Source organism: Bacillus sp. Marseille-Q3570 (genome assembly GCF_946151055.1).
In the GTDB taxonomy this organism is placed as follows: Bacteria; Bacillota; Bacilli; order Bacillales; family Fictibacillaceae; genus Pseudalkalibacillus.
In genome coordinates, this window is the sequence record NZ_CAMGYZ010000007.1 from 249,651 (window position 1) to 264,066 (window position 14,416).

Sequence of the window (14,416 nt, forward strand, 5' to 3'; positions counted from 1 at the left end):
AGAGGATGGAACACATTTTAGAAATCAAGAATTTACATGTATCATTTGACACTTTCGCCGGTGAAGTACAAGCCGTCCGTGGTGTCGATATCAAGTTGCAAAAAGGAGAAACCCTGGCGATCGTTGGTGAATCCGGATCAGGTAAATCCGTAACGTCTAAAAGTATTATGCGATTGATCCCTAACCCGCCTGGTAGAATTAAAGAAGGGCAAATTCTCTTCCAGGGGAAAGATCTGGCACAATACTCCGAACGCCAAATGCAAAAAATACGGGGATCAGAAATCTCAATGATTTTCCAGGATCCAATGACGTCCTTGAATCCAACGATGACGGTTGGTAAGCAAATCATGGAAGGACTTCGGATCCATCAAAAGATGTCTAAATCACAAGCTACTGCACGTGCTCTAGAATTATTGAAATTAGTCGGTATTCCGAATGCAGAAGCACGCTTGAAACAATACCCCCACCAATTTTCAGGTGGTATGAGACAACGTGTGGTCATTGCGATTGCACTCGCATGTAATCCGAAGATTTTGATTGCGGATGAGCCGACCACTGCACTAGATGTAACGATTCAAGCACAAATCCTTGATTTGATGCGTGATCTGCAAGATAAGACGGGTACAGCAATCATCCTGATCACACATGACCTTGGCGTCGTAGCGAATGCTGCTCAACGTGTTGCTGTCATGTATGGTGGGCAGATTGTTGAAACCGGAACTGTTGATGAAATTTTCTATAAACCAAAGCATCCTTATACTTGGGGATTGTTAGCTTCAATGCCGAAGCTTGGTGCAGATGGAAGTGAGCTAATCGCAATTCCAGGGTCACCTCCTGACTTGAGTGATCCTCCGAAGGGATGCCCATTTGCGGCACGTTGTCCGCATGCTATGAAGGTTTGTATAGATCATATGCCTGATGCTACTGAAGTTTCTGGTACGCATAAAGCAGCCTGCTGGTTATTGGATGAAAGAGCACCTAAAGTTGAAAAGCCGGTTGAAGCATCAGTTGGGGGTGCAAGATAATGGCAACTAGAGAGAAATTGGTAGAAGTAAAAAATCTAAAGAAATATTTCAACATGGGCAAAGGGCAAATGTTGAAAGCAGTAGACGATGTTTCATTTGACATTTATAAAGGTGAAACGTTAGGTCTAGTTGGTGAATCCGGTTGTGGTAAATCTACTACTGGAAGAACGATCATCCGTTTATATGGAGCGACTGATGGTTCAGTCACTTTCAACGGTGAAGATGTCCATGGTAAGAAAAATAAAGCCAAGTTGAAAGAGTTCAATAGAAAGATGCAGATGATCTTCCAGGATCCTTATGCATCATTGAACCCGAGGATGACTGTTAAAGATATCATCGCTGAAGGTATTGATATCCACGGTCTTGCGAAGACGAAAGAAGAAAGATTGAATCGTGTTCATGAACTTCTAGAAACAGTCGGTCTGAATAAAGAACATGCAAACCGTTATCCGCACGAATTCAGTGGTGGACAACGGCAACGTATCGGAATTGCGCGCGCATTGGCAGTAGATCCGGATTTCATCATTGCGGATGAGCCTATCTCTGCATTGGACGTATCGATTCAAGCGCAGGTAGTCAACTTGATGCAAAAGCTGCAGCGTGAGCGCGGCTTGACATACTTGTTCATTGCGCATGACCTGTCAATGGTCAAGCATATCAGTGACCGCGTTGGTGTTATGTACCTGGGTAACCTCGTAGAGCTTACTGAAAGTGATACGCTGTACAACGAGCCTTTGCATCCATATACGCAAGCTCTATTGTCTGCGATTCCAGTTCCAGATCCGGAACTTGAGCGAAGTCGTGAGCGTATCATCCTTGAAGGTGATGTACCATCTCCGGTATCACCACCAAGCGGCTGCCGTTTCCGTACAAGATGTCCTCATGCTATGGACGTATGTGCGAAAGTGGTACCTAAGTGGCAAGAAGCCCGAGAAGGTCACTATGTAGCTTGTCACCTTTATGACGATGAATTGAAGGAAAATTAATTGTCTATGGAACGATCTCCGTAAAAGGAGGTCGTTTTTTTTGGAAGTCTTCAAATATTTGTTGTTTTTCATGGCCCCCGAACACTTTATGGAACATTTTTATTTTTAATCTAAAATAGTTGTAATTTGTCTGAAAACACACTACGATAGTATGAGAAACTATGCGGAGTATGGATAGGAATGAGGATAAAGTATGAAGATAGCTTTAGTAGTTGATAGTGCGAGTGATTTTTTGGGACAAGAAGAAAACATAGAAATTACCACTCCTATGAAAGTTGTTCCGCTGAACGTTAATTTTAAAGGGGAAGAGACCTATTTAGATGGTACCACTATAACCCATGAAGAATTCTATGAAAAAATGAGAAATTCAAAAGAGCTGCCTAAAACAAGCCAGCCTGCTCCTCAAAAATTCTTCGATACATTCAAAGAATTACTTTCAGAAGGGTATTCAGTGATTTATCTAGGTATCGCAAGTAATTTAAGCGGTACTTTCCAAAGTGCTAACGTGGCCAAAGAAATGTTTAGTGAAGAAGAGCAAAACAGGCTCTATTTAATTGATACAGAGACAGTTTCAGCTGGAGTCCTTTATTTGTTGGAATTTACCGATCAATTAATCCAGAAGGGTCATTTACCAGAAGAAGTTTATCAAAAAGTACAAGAACGTAAGAAAGATGTGACAGGGATCATCCTACTCGAAACATTGGAGAACTTAACAAAAGGCGGCCGCATCTCAACATTACAGGGTAAAGTCGGTAACTTTTTGAATATCAAACCATTACTTAAAATAAAAGAGGGAACAGTTGAAACTCTAGAAAACTTCCGTGGTAAAAAGAAAGGGATTAAAAAACTGGCTGAAATGATCCATGACTGGAGAGAGGATCATGAAGAATTATTGATTGTACACAGTTACCCTTCTAAGCAGATTGTCATTGAGAGCTTTAAAGAGCAATTTTCCTTGGAGACATTCAAAAAAATCCGTTGTATCAAGTTAGGTAGTGTCATCGGTACCTACGGGAGTGAAAATTCCATTGGGATCATAAAGTATTGAACAGTCCTGTCATACAGGGCTGTTTTTTTATGTATACTAAGTTGAAGGGAATCTGGTGTGCGGCGTATAATACATAAGGAAAGTTCGTATATATATGAACGAGGAGGAAATGTAGTGATTTATTATCAATTTGATCCTGAAACTGATTTGGAACTCCTTAAATTAATAGATCAAAAAGGAAAACTTCCTGATACGATTTCCTCTTCATTGGTCGAGAAACCATTTGTTATGAAGGACAATGAGGAAGCGTATGTATTTTCAAATGATGAAGAGGATACAGGATTCTTATGGCTGAATATCTCTGAAAATAAGATGCTTGAAATCACTTTTCTATTTATGTATGACCAAATGGCCTCTGAAAAGTTTCAAAGTAAGTTGATCGACTTTTCGGTCAAAAGAGCGAAATATTTACAATTACGCCGAGTGGCTTTCAATAAAGAAGTATTGAATGGAAGAACTGAACTTTCCCAACTGAAGGAGGAGCTGGGGTGCATTCGGATGGAATCGAAAGACCCATGGATCGAATGCATTCTTGGATAACCGTTCAGCTTGTTTGTTGAAGGGGTGTAGGATTTCCATTTTCATTTAACTTAAAATCAAGCTTTTTGACCAGCTCGATTGCTTTCTCATATGAAACTTCACGATAATGATGGAGACCACCAGGTTCTTCATCAGCTTCATCAGCCAACCTGACCACTTTCTGTAACGGATTCAATTCTAATGATCCCCCAGGCAAATATGAATCAGTGTGCAAAAGAATGGCTAATGAAATAGCTTTCGCATTTTCACGATCTTCCCCAAGCTCAATCAATAATTTATGTGCTCTTTCAGCACCTTTGATTGCGTGTATATCATTCGCTTTGTACTGCTCATAATCCCACTTACCGTCCCTGTACCATGTATAATGCCCGATATCATGAAGAAGTGCTGCTTTACATGCAAGCATAGGATCGACGCCATATTGACCGGACAGCTTATAGGCATGGAAACTGGAGGCAATGGCATGCACAACTCCAGATCGTTGTAAATATTTTTGTGTCTTAGGATGTTCGAATATTTCAAGCAATGTAGGTTGCCGCATGGATATTCCTCCTTTATATAAAATGTATGAATGCATGAAGTGTTGTATTGCTCTATTGGTCTTTTAAGGGTACGCACGGCACTTCCGCTTTTCTAAGTGTATTGTTCAACAATATAGCATGTCTCCAACTCCGATTCAAGTGAAAAATTTCTAACCATAGTCATGTTTTATATATTTATCGTTAAATTGTCTTAGTAAACATATAATTTTTTTGGGAAAATGATGAAATTTATGTCGAAAGTTACTTTTCATGAAATGATTGGTTTTCTATAATAGTATTTATAAAGTGATACAACAGGGGGAGGAACAGAAATATGGGGATGATGAAAGTAATCATGTCGATGTTTCTTTTGGCGTTTCCGTCTTGGGAAATGGCAGATGAAACACAAGAATATGAAGTAGCGTTTCACAAAGGTATTGAAACACATGTAATGAAAAGGGAACTTCCGGAGCAGCTTCCGAGGTTTGCATATGATTCAGGATTGACCTTTCAATATCCAGATGCAGTAAGAGGAATTTATGTAACAGGGCACTCTGCTGGGGGCAGCAGATTTGAGAAGCTCGTATCATTGCTTAATAAGACAGAATTGAATGCAATGGTGGTTGATATCAAGGATGATCATGGGTATATAACGTACATACCAGATAAAGAATCCCCATTACATTCTGCTGGTCAACCGTATATCAAAGACCCGAGGAAAATGTTAGAGACGTTAGAGAAAAATGAAATTTACCCAATAGCACGGGTTGTTGTTTTTAAGGATTCCGTGCTTGCAAAACAGAAACCTGAACTATCCTTTAAAAATGGTGGATCGGTTTGGAAGAATGGCCGTGGAGAAGCATTCGTAAATCCATTCATGAAAGAAGTATGGGATTACAACGTACAAGTGGCGATCGAAGCAGCGAAATTGGGATTCCAGGAAATACAGTTTGATTATGTCCGTTTCCCTGAAGGTTTTGAAAAACGTGATAAATCGTTATCGTATAATCAGGGTGAGTATGCTGATCTTGATATCGATAGCGTTCAAAAGCGAGTGACCGCTGTAACAGAATTCGTGGAGTATGCCAGGAAACAATTAGAACCTTATGGCGTTAAAGTGTCTGTAGACATTTTCGGATATACCGCAACCTTACCTGAAGCACCAGGGATCGGTCAAAACTTCTCAAAAATTTCGAGTCATGTCGATGTCATTTCATCTATGATCTATCCAAGTCACTGGACTTCGTATTTTGGGATTGCCAAACCAGACTTGGAACCATATCGTCTTGTTACGGAATATGCAAAAATGGAAAATAAAAAGTTGGGCGAACTGGAAAACCCACCGATTTCAAGACCATGGATACAGGATTTTACGGCTTCTTATTTAGGAAGCGGCAATTACATGAATTATGGTAAAGCAGAAGTAGAAGCTCAAATCCGTGCACTCAATGAAAATGGTATTAATGAATTCCTATTATGGGATGCCGGAAACACATACACACCGAATGTAGATTACACACCTTAGTGACAATGATAATGAAGAGTTTTCATAAGTACAAAAAAGACCCAGGAGTATATTGATCCTCCTGGGTCTTTGCAGTTTTAACTTGATATTTTTATACTCTCCTTTGAACCTTTCGCCATCCTGTTTGGGTATCTTTACTTTTATTCAAGAAGAATTTTGCTTTTCCTCTACCAAATAGTCTTGAAGCAAAACCTTGAGTAATGATTCCCATGAAAGCAGTCAGTCCGATGACAAATACGCCGAGCAAAGTAAGGTCGATGAAAAATTGCATTCGATTTACCTCCTTGTATGTAACATCCAACGTTTCCTAATACTACTATTGTAAAAGAAGTTTAAAGCCTTTGGAAGAGGGGAAATTATTTATCGATTAAAAACGGAGTTCCCGCCTGTCTTTCCACTGAACACCTTATTTTACCCTTTTATTATAGCTTACTTACTGAACAATTGATATAAACTGTCTTTAAAACCGTTCCTTTAATGGAAGTTCGAACCAATCCTTTTGAATTCAAATTTAGAGCTAAATGGAGGTTGTGTTATAATGGAATTGAATAAACCAAATGGAAAGGGTAGATCAATGAACTGGTATGAAAAGCTGAATGAATATTTCCCTGTAGAAGAAATGAAATCGAAGAAACACATGGAGTTATTGTTGAAGGAAAAAGGTGACGTCTATCATAAGGATGAGAGTAAACATCACGTCCTAATGTATGCAGAGTTCGAGGATTTTATTTTCATCGATTATATTTTTGTATCTGGGGCTGCAAGAGGGCAAGGGATTGGCCATAAGATCCTGGAAAAGCTTAAAGAGAAGGGAAAGCCGATCATCCTGGAAGTAGAGCCCGTCGATTACGAAGATTCTGATACCGAAAAAAGACAACGCTTTTATAAACGGGAAGGATTCATACATGCAGAATCAATCGGGTACAGACGCCGCTCACTTGCGACAAATGAAATCAATGAGATGGAAATCCTTTTCTGGGCACCTGAAAATGAATCAGAAGAAATGGTATACGAAAGTATGAAAAAAATGTATGAAAAGATTCATACCTACAAAGACGTAGAGCTGTACGGTAAATCTTATCAGGATGTAGATGATGTTCTCACATTTGAAGAGTAAGTGAGGAAAGGACGGTGAGATTCATGAAACGCCGTACAAAGAATAAGAAGAAACGAGAATGGATCAAGGACCTTCTTAAAAAGAAGCTGCCAGGTTGGACGCCTAAGCCGACAAAAGGCCCAGCGTCACAATCTAAAAGATATACAGCTTGATATCTACACAAAGATTCCCTAAATAACAACAGGGGGCTTAGTCATGAGTGTTCGACACTTATGACTAAGCCCCTTTTATATATCTAAGATTTTGGTATATCTTCCGATTGTTCTTTTTTCCTTTTCCGTGTTTCTTTTAACCGGTCGAATTGGTTATAGATGACTGGTATGAAAATCAGACTGATCAATGTCCCGAATAGAAGACCAAAAATAATCACAATCGCCATAGGTTGTTGGATTTCTGTACCTTCACCGATCCCGATCATAAGTGGGATCAAGCCGAGGATCGTCGTCAAGGCAGTCATCATGATCGGACGTAAACGTGCTTTACCTGCCCTTACAATCGAACGGGAAGTGGAGATTCCTCTTTGTTTCAACTGATTGATATAGTCGACGAGTACGATGGCGTTGTTGACTATGATCCCTGTCAAAATCAAGATTCCGACTAACGAACCAACTCCAAAAGGCTGACGGGTTACGACCAATCCCAGCAAAATTCCAATTGCCGTAAGTGGTATCGAGAACATGATGATGAATGGGTAGAAATAGGATTCGAATTGACCGGCCATAACCATGTATATTAAAACAATCGCAAGTGCCAAAGCACCGCTCAATTTTAGGAAGGCATCTTTCATTTGTTGATTTTGACCACCGAACGAAATTTCATAGCCAGATGGTAGAGAGACATTCTCTTTCATTTGTTTTTTGACATCATCCATTACATTTCCCAGGTCTCGATCGAGAATTGATGCGCTGACCCTGATTTCCCGTAATCGATCGGACCTGTTGATTTGACTGGGACCAGTTCCTTGATTGATCTCAGCTATCGACTTCAATTTCACCAATTCTCCCCTAGGTGTCTCGATATTTAAATTCTTTAGATCTTCGACATCTCCAAGCTTTTCTGGATCGACTTGAACCCTTACGTCGACCTGGTCACCGCTTCGATTGAATACAGTAGCGACTCTACCGTTCGTTGCATTTTGAACAGCTTGCGACACCTGGGCACTGGTCAGACCGAAACTTGAGGCTTTGGTTCGATCAACTTCAATTTCAACCTGAGGATTCCCTGTTTCATAATTAGAATCGATTTCCCGAATTCCATCCACCTTATTGATTTCTGCCTTAATATTGTCTGAAATGGTTTCAAGTGTCCCTAAATCCGGACCAGACACTTCTATAGACACGGGCGATTCTGAAAAGCCTGCGTCACTTGCTTGTACAGATATCTCAGCATTTTCAACCTTGCCGATTTTTGATCTGATGGTTTCGGCTATTTGAACATCCGATTGCTCACGTTCGGAAATAGGCTTCAATAATATGCTGTACATTGCCGTATTACTATTGGTGCCAGCCTGGATGGAAAAGTCATTCGACCCGCCGATTGTCACATAATAGAGATCAATTGCGCTAATACTATCCAATTTTTCATTGATGACTTCAGTTGTTTGATAGGTTGATTCAGTACTGCTTCCTGGTGGCAGTTCTACATCAATATTAACGTAACTCTGGTCTTGTGCTGGTAAAAACTCTGTCCCTATGAATGGGATAGCCGATAGCGATACGAGCAGGAGAATCAATGTACCGAAAATCACCCGCTTCGGATAACGAAGTGCTTTTCTTAAGAGATAGACATAGCGCCTTTGAAAGTTTAGAAACTTCCCTTTCTGATTGATTTTCTTGTGTTTTCCTGAGATCAAGTTAGATGACAATAATGGAACGATGATCAGCGCTGTGATGAGTGAAGCTGCGAGCGCATACGTAACACTTAGAGCTAATGGTTTAAATAACTGTGCAGCCAAACCATCGACAAAAACGATCGGCAGAAAAACGACCACAGTTGTCAGGGTAGAGGCGATGACAGCACCGCTGACTTCTTTTGTCCCAGTGATCGCAGCCTCTTTTATAGGTACTCCTTTTTCCCTTAGTCTGTATATACTTTCTAAAATGACGATGGAATTATCGACAATCATACCAACCCCGAGTGCCAATCCACCTAAAGTTAGCAGGTTGAGGGTTTGGCCAGAAAAATACATGAAAATGAAAGCAGTCATCACAGAGATCGGTATCGAGAAGCCGATGATCAAAGTACTGCGGATATTCCTTAAGAAAAGATACAGGATTCCGGCGGCAAGTAAACTACCGATGATCATATTAAGGAGAACCGCTTTAATGGACTGTTTAATGAATTTAGCCTGATTGAAAATCGTCTCCACTTTCACATTTTCGGAAAGTGGGAGATCTTCCAATTTCTTTTCGACGTTGTTGGCTACCGTAACGGTATTCTCTCCGGATTGTTTCAGGATGGATATACCGATGCTCGGTTCACCGTTCAGATAACTGATCTGGTCTGCATTCGCTGTCGTCTCTTCAACTTCAACGAGCTGGTCCAGTTCCACGACCCCGTTTTTAGTCGGAATTGGTAATTGTCTGAGCTCAGTGATCGAATCGAATTCTCCTACAACACGTAATGGATACTTCATTTCTTTATCATTGATTTCTCCACTTGGCATCGTCACGTTTTCTCCAGCTAAAATTTGTCTGAGCTGGTCGATGGTGATACCAAAATCATTCAAAGCTTCTGGATCGACAGACACGTTTACGACTTTCTCTGTGCCACCTTCAATGGTGACAGAAGCAACGCCATCAATTGAATCCAGGGCAGGCTTGATTTCATTTTCTACAAGTTTCTTGGCAGAGACTAGGTCACCATCTGGCGCTTGGATGCCTAACCGGACAATCGGGAGGTCATTCGGATTGAACCGGAGAACTCTTGGTTGTGGAACGTCTCGAGGGAGTTGACCACGAACTGCATCAAGCTGTTCCCTCATTTTTAAGGCGGCAAAGTCCATGTCGGTGCCCCAGTTGTATGACACAATAATAAGTGCCCCGCCTGTTCTAGAAACAGATGAAACACTTTCAACGTTAGGGATGGTTCCCATGATATTTTCGATCGGTTGAGCAAGAAGTTTCTCAACTTCCTCTGGACTTGCGCCTTCATATGTAACCGTGACTGCTGCAACTGGAAAAGTAAGATCAGGGAATAAGTCGACCGGTGTGTTCCGGACACTTACCGCCCCGATGATTAGCATGAATAAGATCACCATTCCCATGGCGATTGGTCTAAATACGGAAAGTTCGGTTATTTTCATCAAGTCCACTCACTTTTTAATACTGATTTTCGAACGGTTTATCAATTGGTATTTTCCTTCGGTGACAACAATGTCACCTTCAGTCAATCCATTGCTTACATGACTTGTATGCTTGCCTGATGCTTCGAGTCCAATTACTCGTTTGATCGCACGTTCATCCTGGACGACAAAGACATATGGCTTGTTTTGCTCATAGAGAATAGCCTGATTCGGAACAGTCAGTGCATTTTCTTTGATCCTGATATCGATCAGAGCAGTAGCAACTGAATCTGACTGGATGTTTTCCTGGTTTTCAGGTAATGGGACTGAAACCGTGTACGTGTTTGTTTCCGGATTGGGTTCTGATGAAATGGATGCGATTGTACCTTTAATCGGTTTTGATACGTCATCAAAGCTCATTTGTACTGCCATATCCTCTGTGAGTTCTTTTATATGGAATTTATTTGCACTGAATACAGCCTTCAGATCTTGATTACTTGAAACAACAGCTAAAGGTGAAGAAGGGAGGGCTGGAATTCCAGCTTTTGCATTGACTTGATCGACTGTCCCATTGATTGGTGATGTGATCTTAGTAGCTTCTAATGCACTTTCGGCTTGTCTCACAGCTCCCTTTGCCTGTTCCAGTTGACCGTTGATCAGCGGTAGGGTGGAAGCAGTAAGGGAGGAACCAGTCGAGGCTACTCCTTTTAATTGTTCAAGTGTTTCTGAGATCGTAGCTGTGATTTCATCAGAATCAACTTGTTCAGGTGAAGGGATCTCTTCCAGCTGATCGATGGTTTCATCAATGACGTCGTTCACACGGGATTGTGTAGCTTGTTGTTGTTCGATCGCTGAATTCAGTTGATTTCGCGAACGCTCAAGGGTCGAGACGGCTGATCGAGCTTGCGCAAGTTGTTGTCGTAGTTGTTGGTCTTCTAATGAAAAGAGCAGATCTCCTTTTTTAACATGATCTCCTTCTTTTATATGTACTTCTTTTACTTGAGAAGGTGTGGAGGAGATGACAGGGACTTGCTCAGACGGGGTTGCTTTACCAACGAGTTCAATTGATTCTTTGAAGGTGGATTTTTCAACAGTTGCCGTCTTTACAGGTATCGCATTGTCAGCAGCGTTGTCGCTTGTAATGATATCTTCGGAACACGCTGTTAAAAGGAATATGAAACTACTAAGCAAAGCTAATGACTTTTTCAAGAATACTCACTCCATTATCATCTACAAGCAAATTTATGAGAAACAATCTAAGTTTTATTATAGTTTAGGTTTAAAAAAAATAAACAAGGGAACAAGGATTTTGGGTAGGTTTAACAAGATGGACACAGTTTCTGAAGGAAATCCATTTATACCCTATCATACACATAGAAATTGTTGTATAATAAGAATTGTGATTAATAATCTTTTTAAAGTAAGATTTCTTATAAATATGATTTTCAAATCATGAAAGGAGACGATCCTTATGGTTACATTATATACTTCTCCAAGCTGCACTTCATGCAGAAAGGCTAGAGCATGGTTAGAGGAACACGAAATACCCTTCCAAGAGCGTAATATCTTTTCAGAGCCATTGTCAATCAATGAGCTAAAAGAAATTTTGCGAATGACAGAGGAAGGTACAGACGAAATCATTTCGAAACGCTCCAAGACGTTCCAGGAACTGAATGTCAATCTCGAAACGATGCCATTACAAGATCTGTTCGAGCTGATGAGCGAAAATCCTGGACTACTGCGTCGCCCGATTTTGATTGATGAAAAACGTCTGCAAGTAGGATACAACGAAGATGAAATCCGTCGTTTCCTACCAAGAAAAGTACGTACATTCCAACTGCTCGAAGCTCAAAAAATGGTCAATTAATAATGAAAAGACTGCTGCTTAACTTTAAAGGTAGGCAACAGTCTTTTTTTGTTTTATTTAGAGGGGGAGCTTGGGGTGCTGATTGTTGAGCACGGGAGGGATTTTCTTCTTGCAGTGGGTTGTGTTGAGGGGATTTCGCTGTCGTGGAGTGGGGCTATTTTACTAAATTACGCAAGATGACCTCAGAATTACGCAAGATGACCTCAGAATTACGCAAAATGCCCTCGGAATTGCTCAAGATGACCTCAGAATTACGCAAGATGCCCTCGGAATTGCTCATGCTCCGCACATATTTGCTCAAGCAGTGCTCAAATTTGATCAAAAACCTCCACATACGCCTCCTGAAACACCTTATAAATAAAATTATGCCGCTCAAAAAAGGGAAAATGGAAGTGCGACTAGAATAAAACTGAAAGAATTAAGAAAGGAGTGATTTTTTGACGCAAAAAATTACTTTTCACTCACCAAAAATCGAAAAGCTTGAAGCAATACTAAGAAGATGTCCACCTTACCATCCTAAAAGAGCAAAAGCCGAAATCTTGTTGTCGAAAAGCAAGGCTGGAGAGAAGGGTGAAAGGTCACTTGACTATCCCTTAAGCTTTCTCGATGAAAAAGGATACACGATTTTTAATGGTACCCGCTTATCAAGCGGTGAATATTACTTCCAATTGGATTCACTTTTAACCCACGCGAAATTCACCATTATATTAGAAGTCAAAAATTTAGCCGGAAAACTTATTTTTGACACCGCACATAGCCAACTCATCCAACAATTAGATGACGGACGGGAAGTAATTTACAAAGATCCGATACAACAGGTAGAACATCAACATTTTCAACTGAGGAGATGGTTAGAACAACATAAGTTCCCGAATGATATACCGATATATTCATTTGTTGTTGTGACAAATGACTCCGCTCAAATCGTTCCTCGGGATAATGAGAAGCTGCTCACGGAAAAAGTCCTTCGCAATTCCTTACTCCGTATAACAATAGAAAATCTTCACCATAACCACACTAAAGAGTATCTTTCAACCAAAGATCTAAGAAAACTAAAGAAGTTGATAATAAAACATCACACTCCTCATGATCCAGATCTTCTCAGCCAGCTGGAAATTTCAAAAGATGAGCTTATAACTGGAGTAAGATGCCCTCATTGTTTCACTATTCCAATGAAAAGAATTCACGGCAAGTGGATTTGCCACACTTGTCAAACAGTCTCAAAAGACGCTCACTTAAATGCGCTTCGTGATTATTACCTCTTAATCCAACCCGCCATTACAAACCAACAATTAAGAAATTATCTTCAAATCGATTCCAGAAATTCTGCAAGGTACTTATTACAATCATTAAAACTACAACATAAAGGAAATACGTCCAGACTCAGTTACGACCTTTCCGCCTTATGGTCAGCAAAGAAATTCTATTAACAAAAAACCCACCCAATTTTGGGCGAGCCCTTTTTATCTAACTTTTCAGTTCAAACTTTCACGTGTTTTTATGCGTTTGGTGAACCATCCTGATAACAGGACACCGCCGATGATGAATACGTATAGGAGAACGCTAAGGAAATCATTGTGTCCAATCAAGTTGTGGATGATATTTTCCTCTGTGATCATCTTAGCTGCTGTAAATGCGAGAATCCCTGATCCGATATAGACGAGTGCCGGAAATCGTTCCATGAAATGGAGGATCAATTTACTTCCCCAAATGATGATCGGTACCGATACGAGTAATCCGATGATCACGAGTAAGATGTTTCCATGAGCGGCACCTGCGATGGCCAGTACATTATCGAGGCCCATCACGATATCCGCAACGACAATTGTCCTTACAGCCTCTCTTAATGTTGTCCCAGCCTTGATGTCTGCTTCGCCACTATCTTCAGCCAACAAATTATAGGCGATGTAAACAAGAAGGACGCCACCAACTAACATAAGGTAAGGTATTTTTAATAAGTAAACGGCAACAATGGTTAGGACAACCCTTACGGCAATCGCTAAACCTGTCCCTAATAAAATCGCTTTATTCCGCTGGTGAACGGGTAAATTACGACTTGCCAACGCGATGACAATCGCATTATCCCCGCCAAGAACGATGTCAATGGCAATAATTGATAAAAGTGCAATGATAAATTCCGATTCAAACAAAAAAGTAAGCCCCTTTCTAATATGAAAAAACACTTGACGTTGGCTTATAATCCACGTACAATCAACCAAAATAGCTATATGTACAAGATCATGAACGTTGAAATTATAAAATAGTTCTTCAATAGCGTCAAGCTAGGCAGTATCGGTTATCGGCCTATTTATGGTAAAAAAGTAAAAATGGTCATGCATTTTTATTTCATTCCTCACTTATTTATCATAGAATAGAAGTACAAGAAACTCCAACACTTTATTATTGATTCAGCATCGTACAAAACGGGAACACTATACGAAAGAAGGTAAATTTTGACGTACAGGGGTTCAAAATCTCTTCCAGGTGAGCAATCTGGATCGAAG

Annotated in this window: 14 protein-coding genes; 9 read left to right on the plus strand and 5 right to left on the minus strand. The window is 40.4% G+C overall.

Features of this window, described 5'->3' with window-relative positions:
* Positions 1–5 precede the first annotated feature (5 nt).
* The 4 genes from N8M93_RS13310 (at position 6) to N8M93_RS13325 (ending at position 3,599) form a co-directional block, all read left to right on the plus strand.
* Positions 6–1,025 carry an ABC transporter ATP-binding protein gene (locus N8M93_RS13310; RefSeq protein ID WP_261132571.1) on the plus strand — a complete coding sequence of 340 codons (1,020 nt, stop codon included), beginning with the start codon at positions 6–8 and terminating at the stop codon, positions 1,023–1,025.
* The gene (locus tag N8M93_RS13315) at positions 1,025–2,011 is read left to right on the plus strand and encodes an ABC transporter ATP-binding protein (protein WP_261132572.1); all 987 of its coding nucleotides are present in this window, start codon (positions 1,025–1,027) and stop codon (positions 2,009–2,011) included. The genes N8M93_RS13310 and N8M93_RS13315 overlap by 1 nt, the downstream gene beginning before the upstream one ends.
* A gap of 193 nt (positions 2,012–2,204) precedes the next feature.
* Positions 2,205–3,059, plus strand: a complete 855-nt coding sequence (locus tag N8M93_RS13320) for a DegV family protein (RefSeq protein ID WP_261132574.1) — start codon at positions 2,205–2,207, stop codon at positions 3,057–3,059.
* Positions 3,060–3,173: 114 nt separating this feature from the next.
* Positions 3,174–3,599, plus strand: a complete 426-nt coding sequence (locus N8M93_RS13325) for a hypothetical protein (protein WP_261132576.1) — start codon at positions 3,174–3,176, stop codon at positions 3,597–3,599.
* A gap of 4 nt (positions 3,600–3,603) precedes the next feature.
* Here N8M93_RS13325 and N8M93_RS13330 read toward each other — a convergent pair whose 3' ends face one another.
* On the minus strand, positions 3,604–4,140 hold the full coding sequence (locus N8M93_RS13330; RefSeq protein WP_261132578.1) for an HD domain-containing protein: 537 nt from the start codon (positions 4,138–4,140) through the stop codon (positions 3,604–3,606).
* A gap of 314 nt (positions 4,141–4,454) precedes the next feature.
* Between N8M93_RS13330 and N8M93_RS13335 the strand changes: the two genes are divergently transcribed.
* On the plus strand, positions 4,455–5,645 hold the full coding sequence (locus N8M93_RS13335; RefSeq protein WP_396125570.1) for a putative glycoside hydrolase: 1,191 nt from the start codon (positions 4,455–4,457) through the stop codon (positions 5,643–5,645).
* A gap of 91 nt (positions 5,646–5,736) precedes the next feature.
* Here N8M93_RS13335 and N8M93_RS13340 read toward each other — a convergent pair whose 3' ends face one another.
* A complete protein-coding gene (locus N8M93_RS13340) occupies positions 5,737–5,916 on the minus strand; it encodes a hypothetical protein (protein WP_261132580.1) in 180 nt (59 codons plus the stop codon).
* Positions 5,917–6,219: 303 nt separating this feature from the next.
* On the opposite strand from N8M93_RS13340, the gene N8M93_RS13345 reads away from it, so the two are divergent.
* Positions 6,220–6,762 carry an N-acetyltransferase gene (locus tag N8M93_RS13345; protein ID WP_261132698.1) on the plus strand — a complete coding sequence of 181 codons (543 nt, stop codon included), beginning with the start codon at positions 6,220–6,222 and terminating at the stop codon, positions 6,760–6,762.
* A 23-nt stretch (positions 6,763–6,785) separates the two neighbouring features.
* Entirely contained in the window at positions 6,786–6,914 is a 129-nt protein-coding gene (locus tag N8M93_RS13350; RefSeq protein WP_261132582.1) for a hypothetical protein, read from the plus strand.
* Positions 6,915–6,997: 83 nt separating this feature from the next.
* Here the strand turns inward: N8M93_RS13350 and N8M93_RS13355 are convergent, their stop codons facing one another.
* A complete protein-coding gene (locus N8M93_RS13355) occupies positions 6,998–10,066 on the minus strand; it encodes an efflux RND transporter permease subunit (protein WP_261132584.1) in 3,069 nt (1,022 codons plus the stop codon).
* 9 nt (positions 10,067–10,075) lie between these two features.
* Positions 10,076–11,254 (minus strand): efflux RND transporter periplasmic adaptor subunit, encoded by a 1,179-nt coding sequence (locus N8M93_RS13360; protein ID WP_261132587.1) that lies wholly within the window; start codon positions 11,252–11,254, stop codon positions 10,076–10,078.
* A gap of 262 nt (positions 11,255–11,516) precedes the next feature.
* On the opposite strand from N8M93_RS13360, the gene spxA reads away from it, so the two are divergent.
* Positions 11,517–11,912, plus strand: coding sequence for a transcriptional regulator SpxA (gene spxA / locus N8M93_RS13365; RefSeq protein WP_221563850.1), 396 nt, complete (start codon positions 11,517–11,519; stop codon positions 11,910–11,912).
* Positions 11,913–12,349: 437 nt separating this feature from the next.
* Positions 12,350–13,342: a nuclease-related domain-containing protein gene (locus N8M93_RS13370; protein ID WP_261132590.1), complete on the plus strand. Its 993-nt coding sequence runs from the start codon at positions 12,350–12,352 to the stop codon at positions 13,340–13,342.
* A gap of 45 nt (positions 13,343–13,387) precedes the next feature.
* Here the strand turns inward: N8M93_RS13370 and N8M93_RS13375 are convergent, their stop codons facing one another.
* Positions 13,388–14,062: a TerC family protein gene (locus tag N8M93_RS13375; protein ID WP_261132592.1), complete on the minus strand. Its 675-nt coding sequence runs from the start codon at positions 14,060–14,062 to the stop codon at positions 13,388–13,390.
* Between the last annotated feature and the right edge of the window lie 354 nt (positions 14,063–14,416).

What these genes read in the sequence shown, in the direction of transcription:
- N8M93_RS13310 (WP_261132571.1), top strand. Translation starts at nt 6, where the DNA reads ATGGAACACATTTTAGAAATCAAGAATTTACATGTATCATTTGACACT.
- N8M93_RS13315 (WP_261132572.1), top strand. Translation starts at nt 1,025, where the DNA reads ATGGCAACTAGAGAGAAATTGGTAGAAGTAAAAAATCTAAAGAAATAT.
- N8M93_RS13320 (WP_261132574.1), top strand. Translation starts at nt 2,205, where the DNA reads ATGAAGATAGCTTTAGTAGTTGATAGTGCGAGTGATTTTTTGGGACAA.
- N8M93_RS13330 (WP_261132578.1), bottom strand. Translation starts at nt 4,140, where the DNA reads ATGCGGCAACCTACATTGCTTGAAATATTCGAACATCCTAAGACACAA.
- N8M93_RS13335 (WP_396125570.1), top strand. Translation starts at nt 4,455, where the DNA reads ATGGGGATGATGAAAGTAATCATGTCGATGTTTCTTTTGGCGTTTCCG.
- N8M93_RS13340 (WP_261132580.1), bottom strand. Translation starts at nt 5,916, where the DNA reads ATGCAATTTTTCATCGACCTTACTTTGCTCGGCGTATTTGTCATCGGA.
- N8M93_RS13345 (WP_261132698.1), top strand. Translation starts at nt 6,220, where the DNA reads ATGAACTGGTATGAAAAGCTGAATGAATATTTCCCTGTAGAAGAAATG.
- N8M93_RS13350 (WP_261132582.1), top strand. Translation starts at nt 6,786, where the DNA reads ATGAAACGCCGTACAAAGAATAAGAAGAAACGAGAATGGATCAAGGAC.
- N8M93_RS13355 (WP_261132584.1), bottom strand. Translation starts at nt 10,066, where the DNA reads ATGAAAATAACCGAACTTTCCGTATTTAGACCAATCGCCATGGGAATG.
- spxA (WP_221563850.1), top strand. Translation starts at nt 11,517, where the DNA reads ATGGTTACATTATATACTTCTCCAAGCTGCACTTCATGCAGAAAGGCT.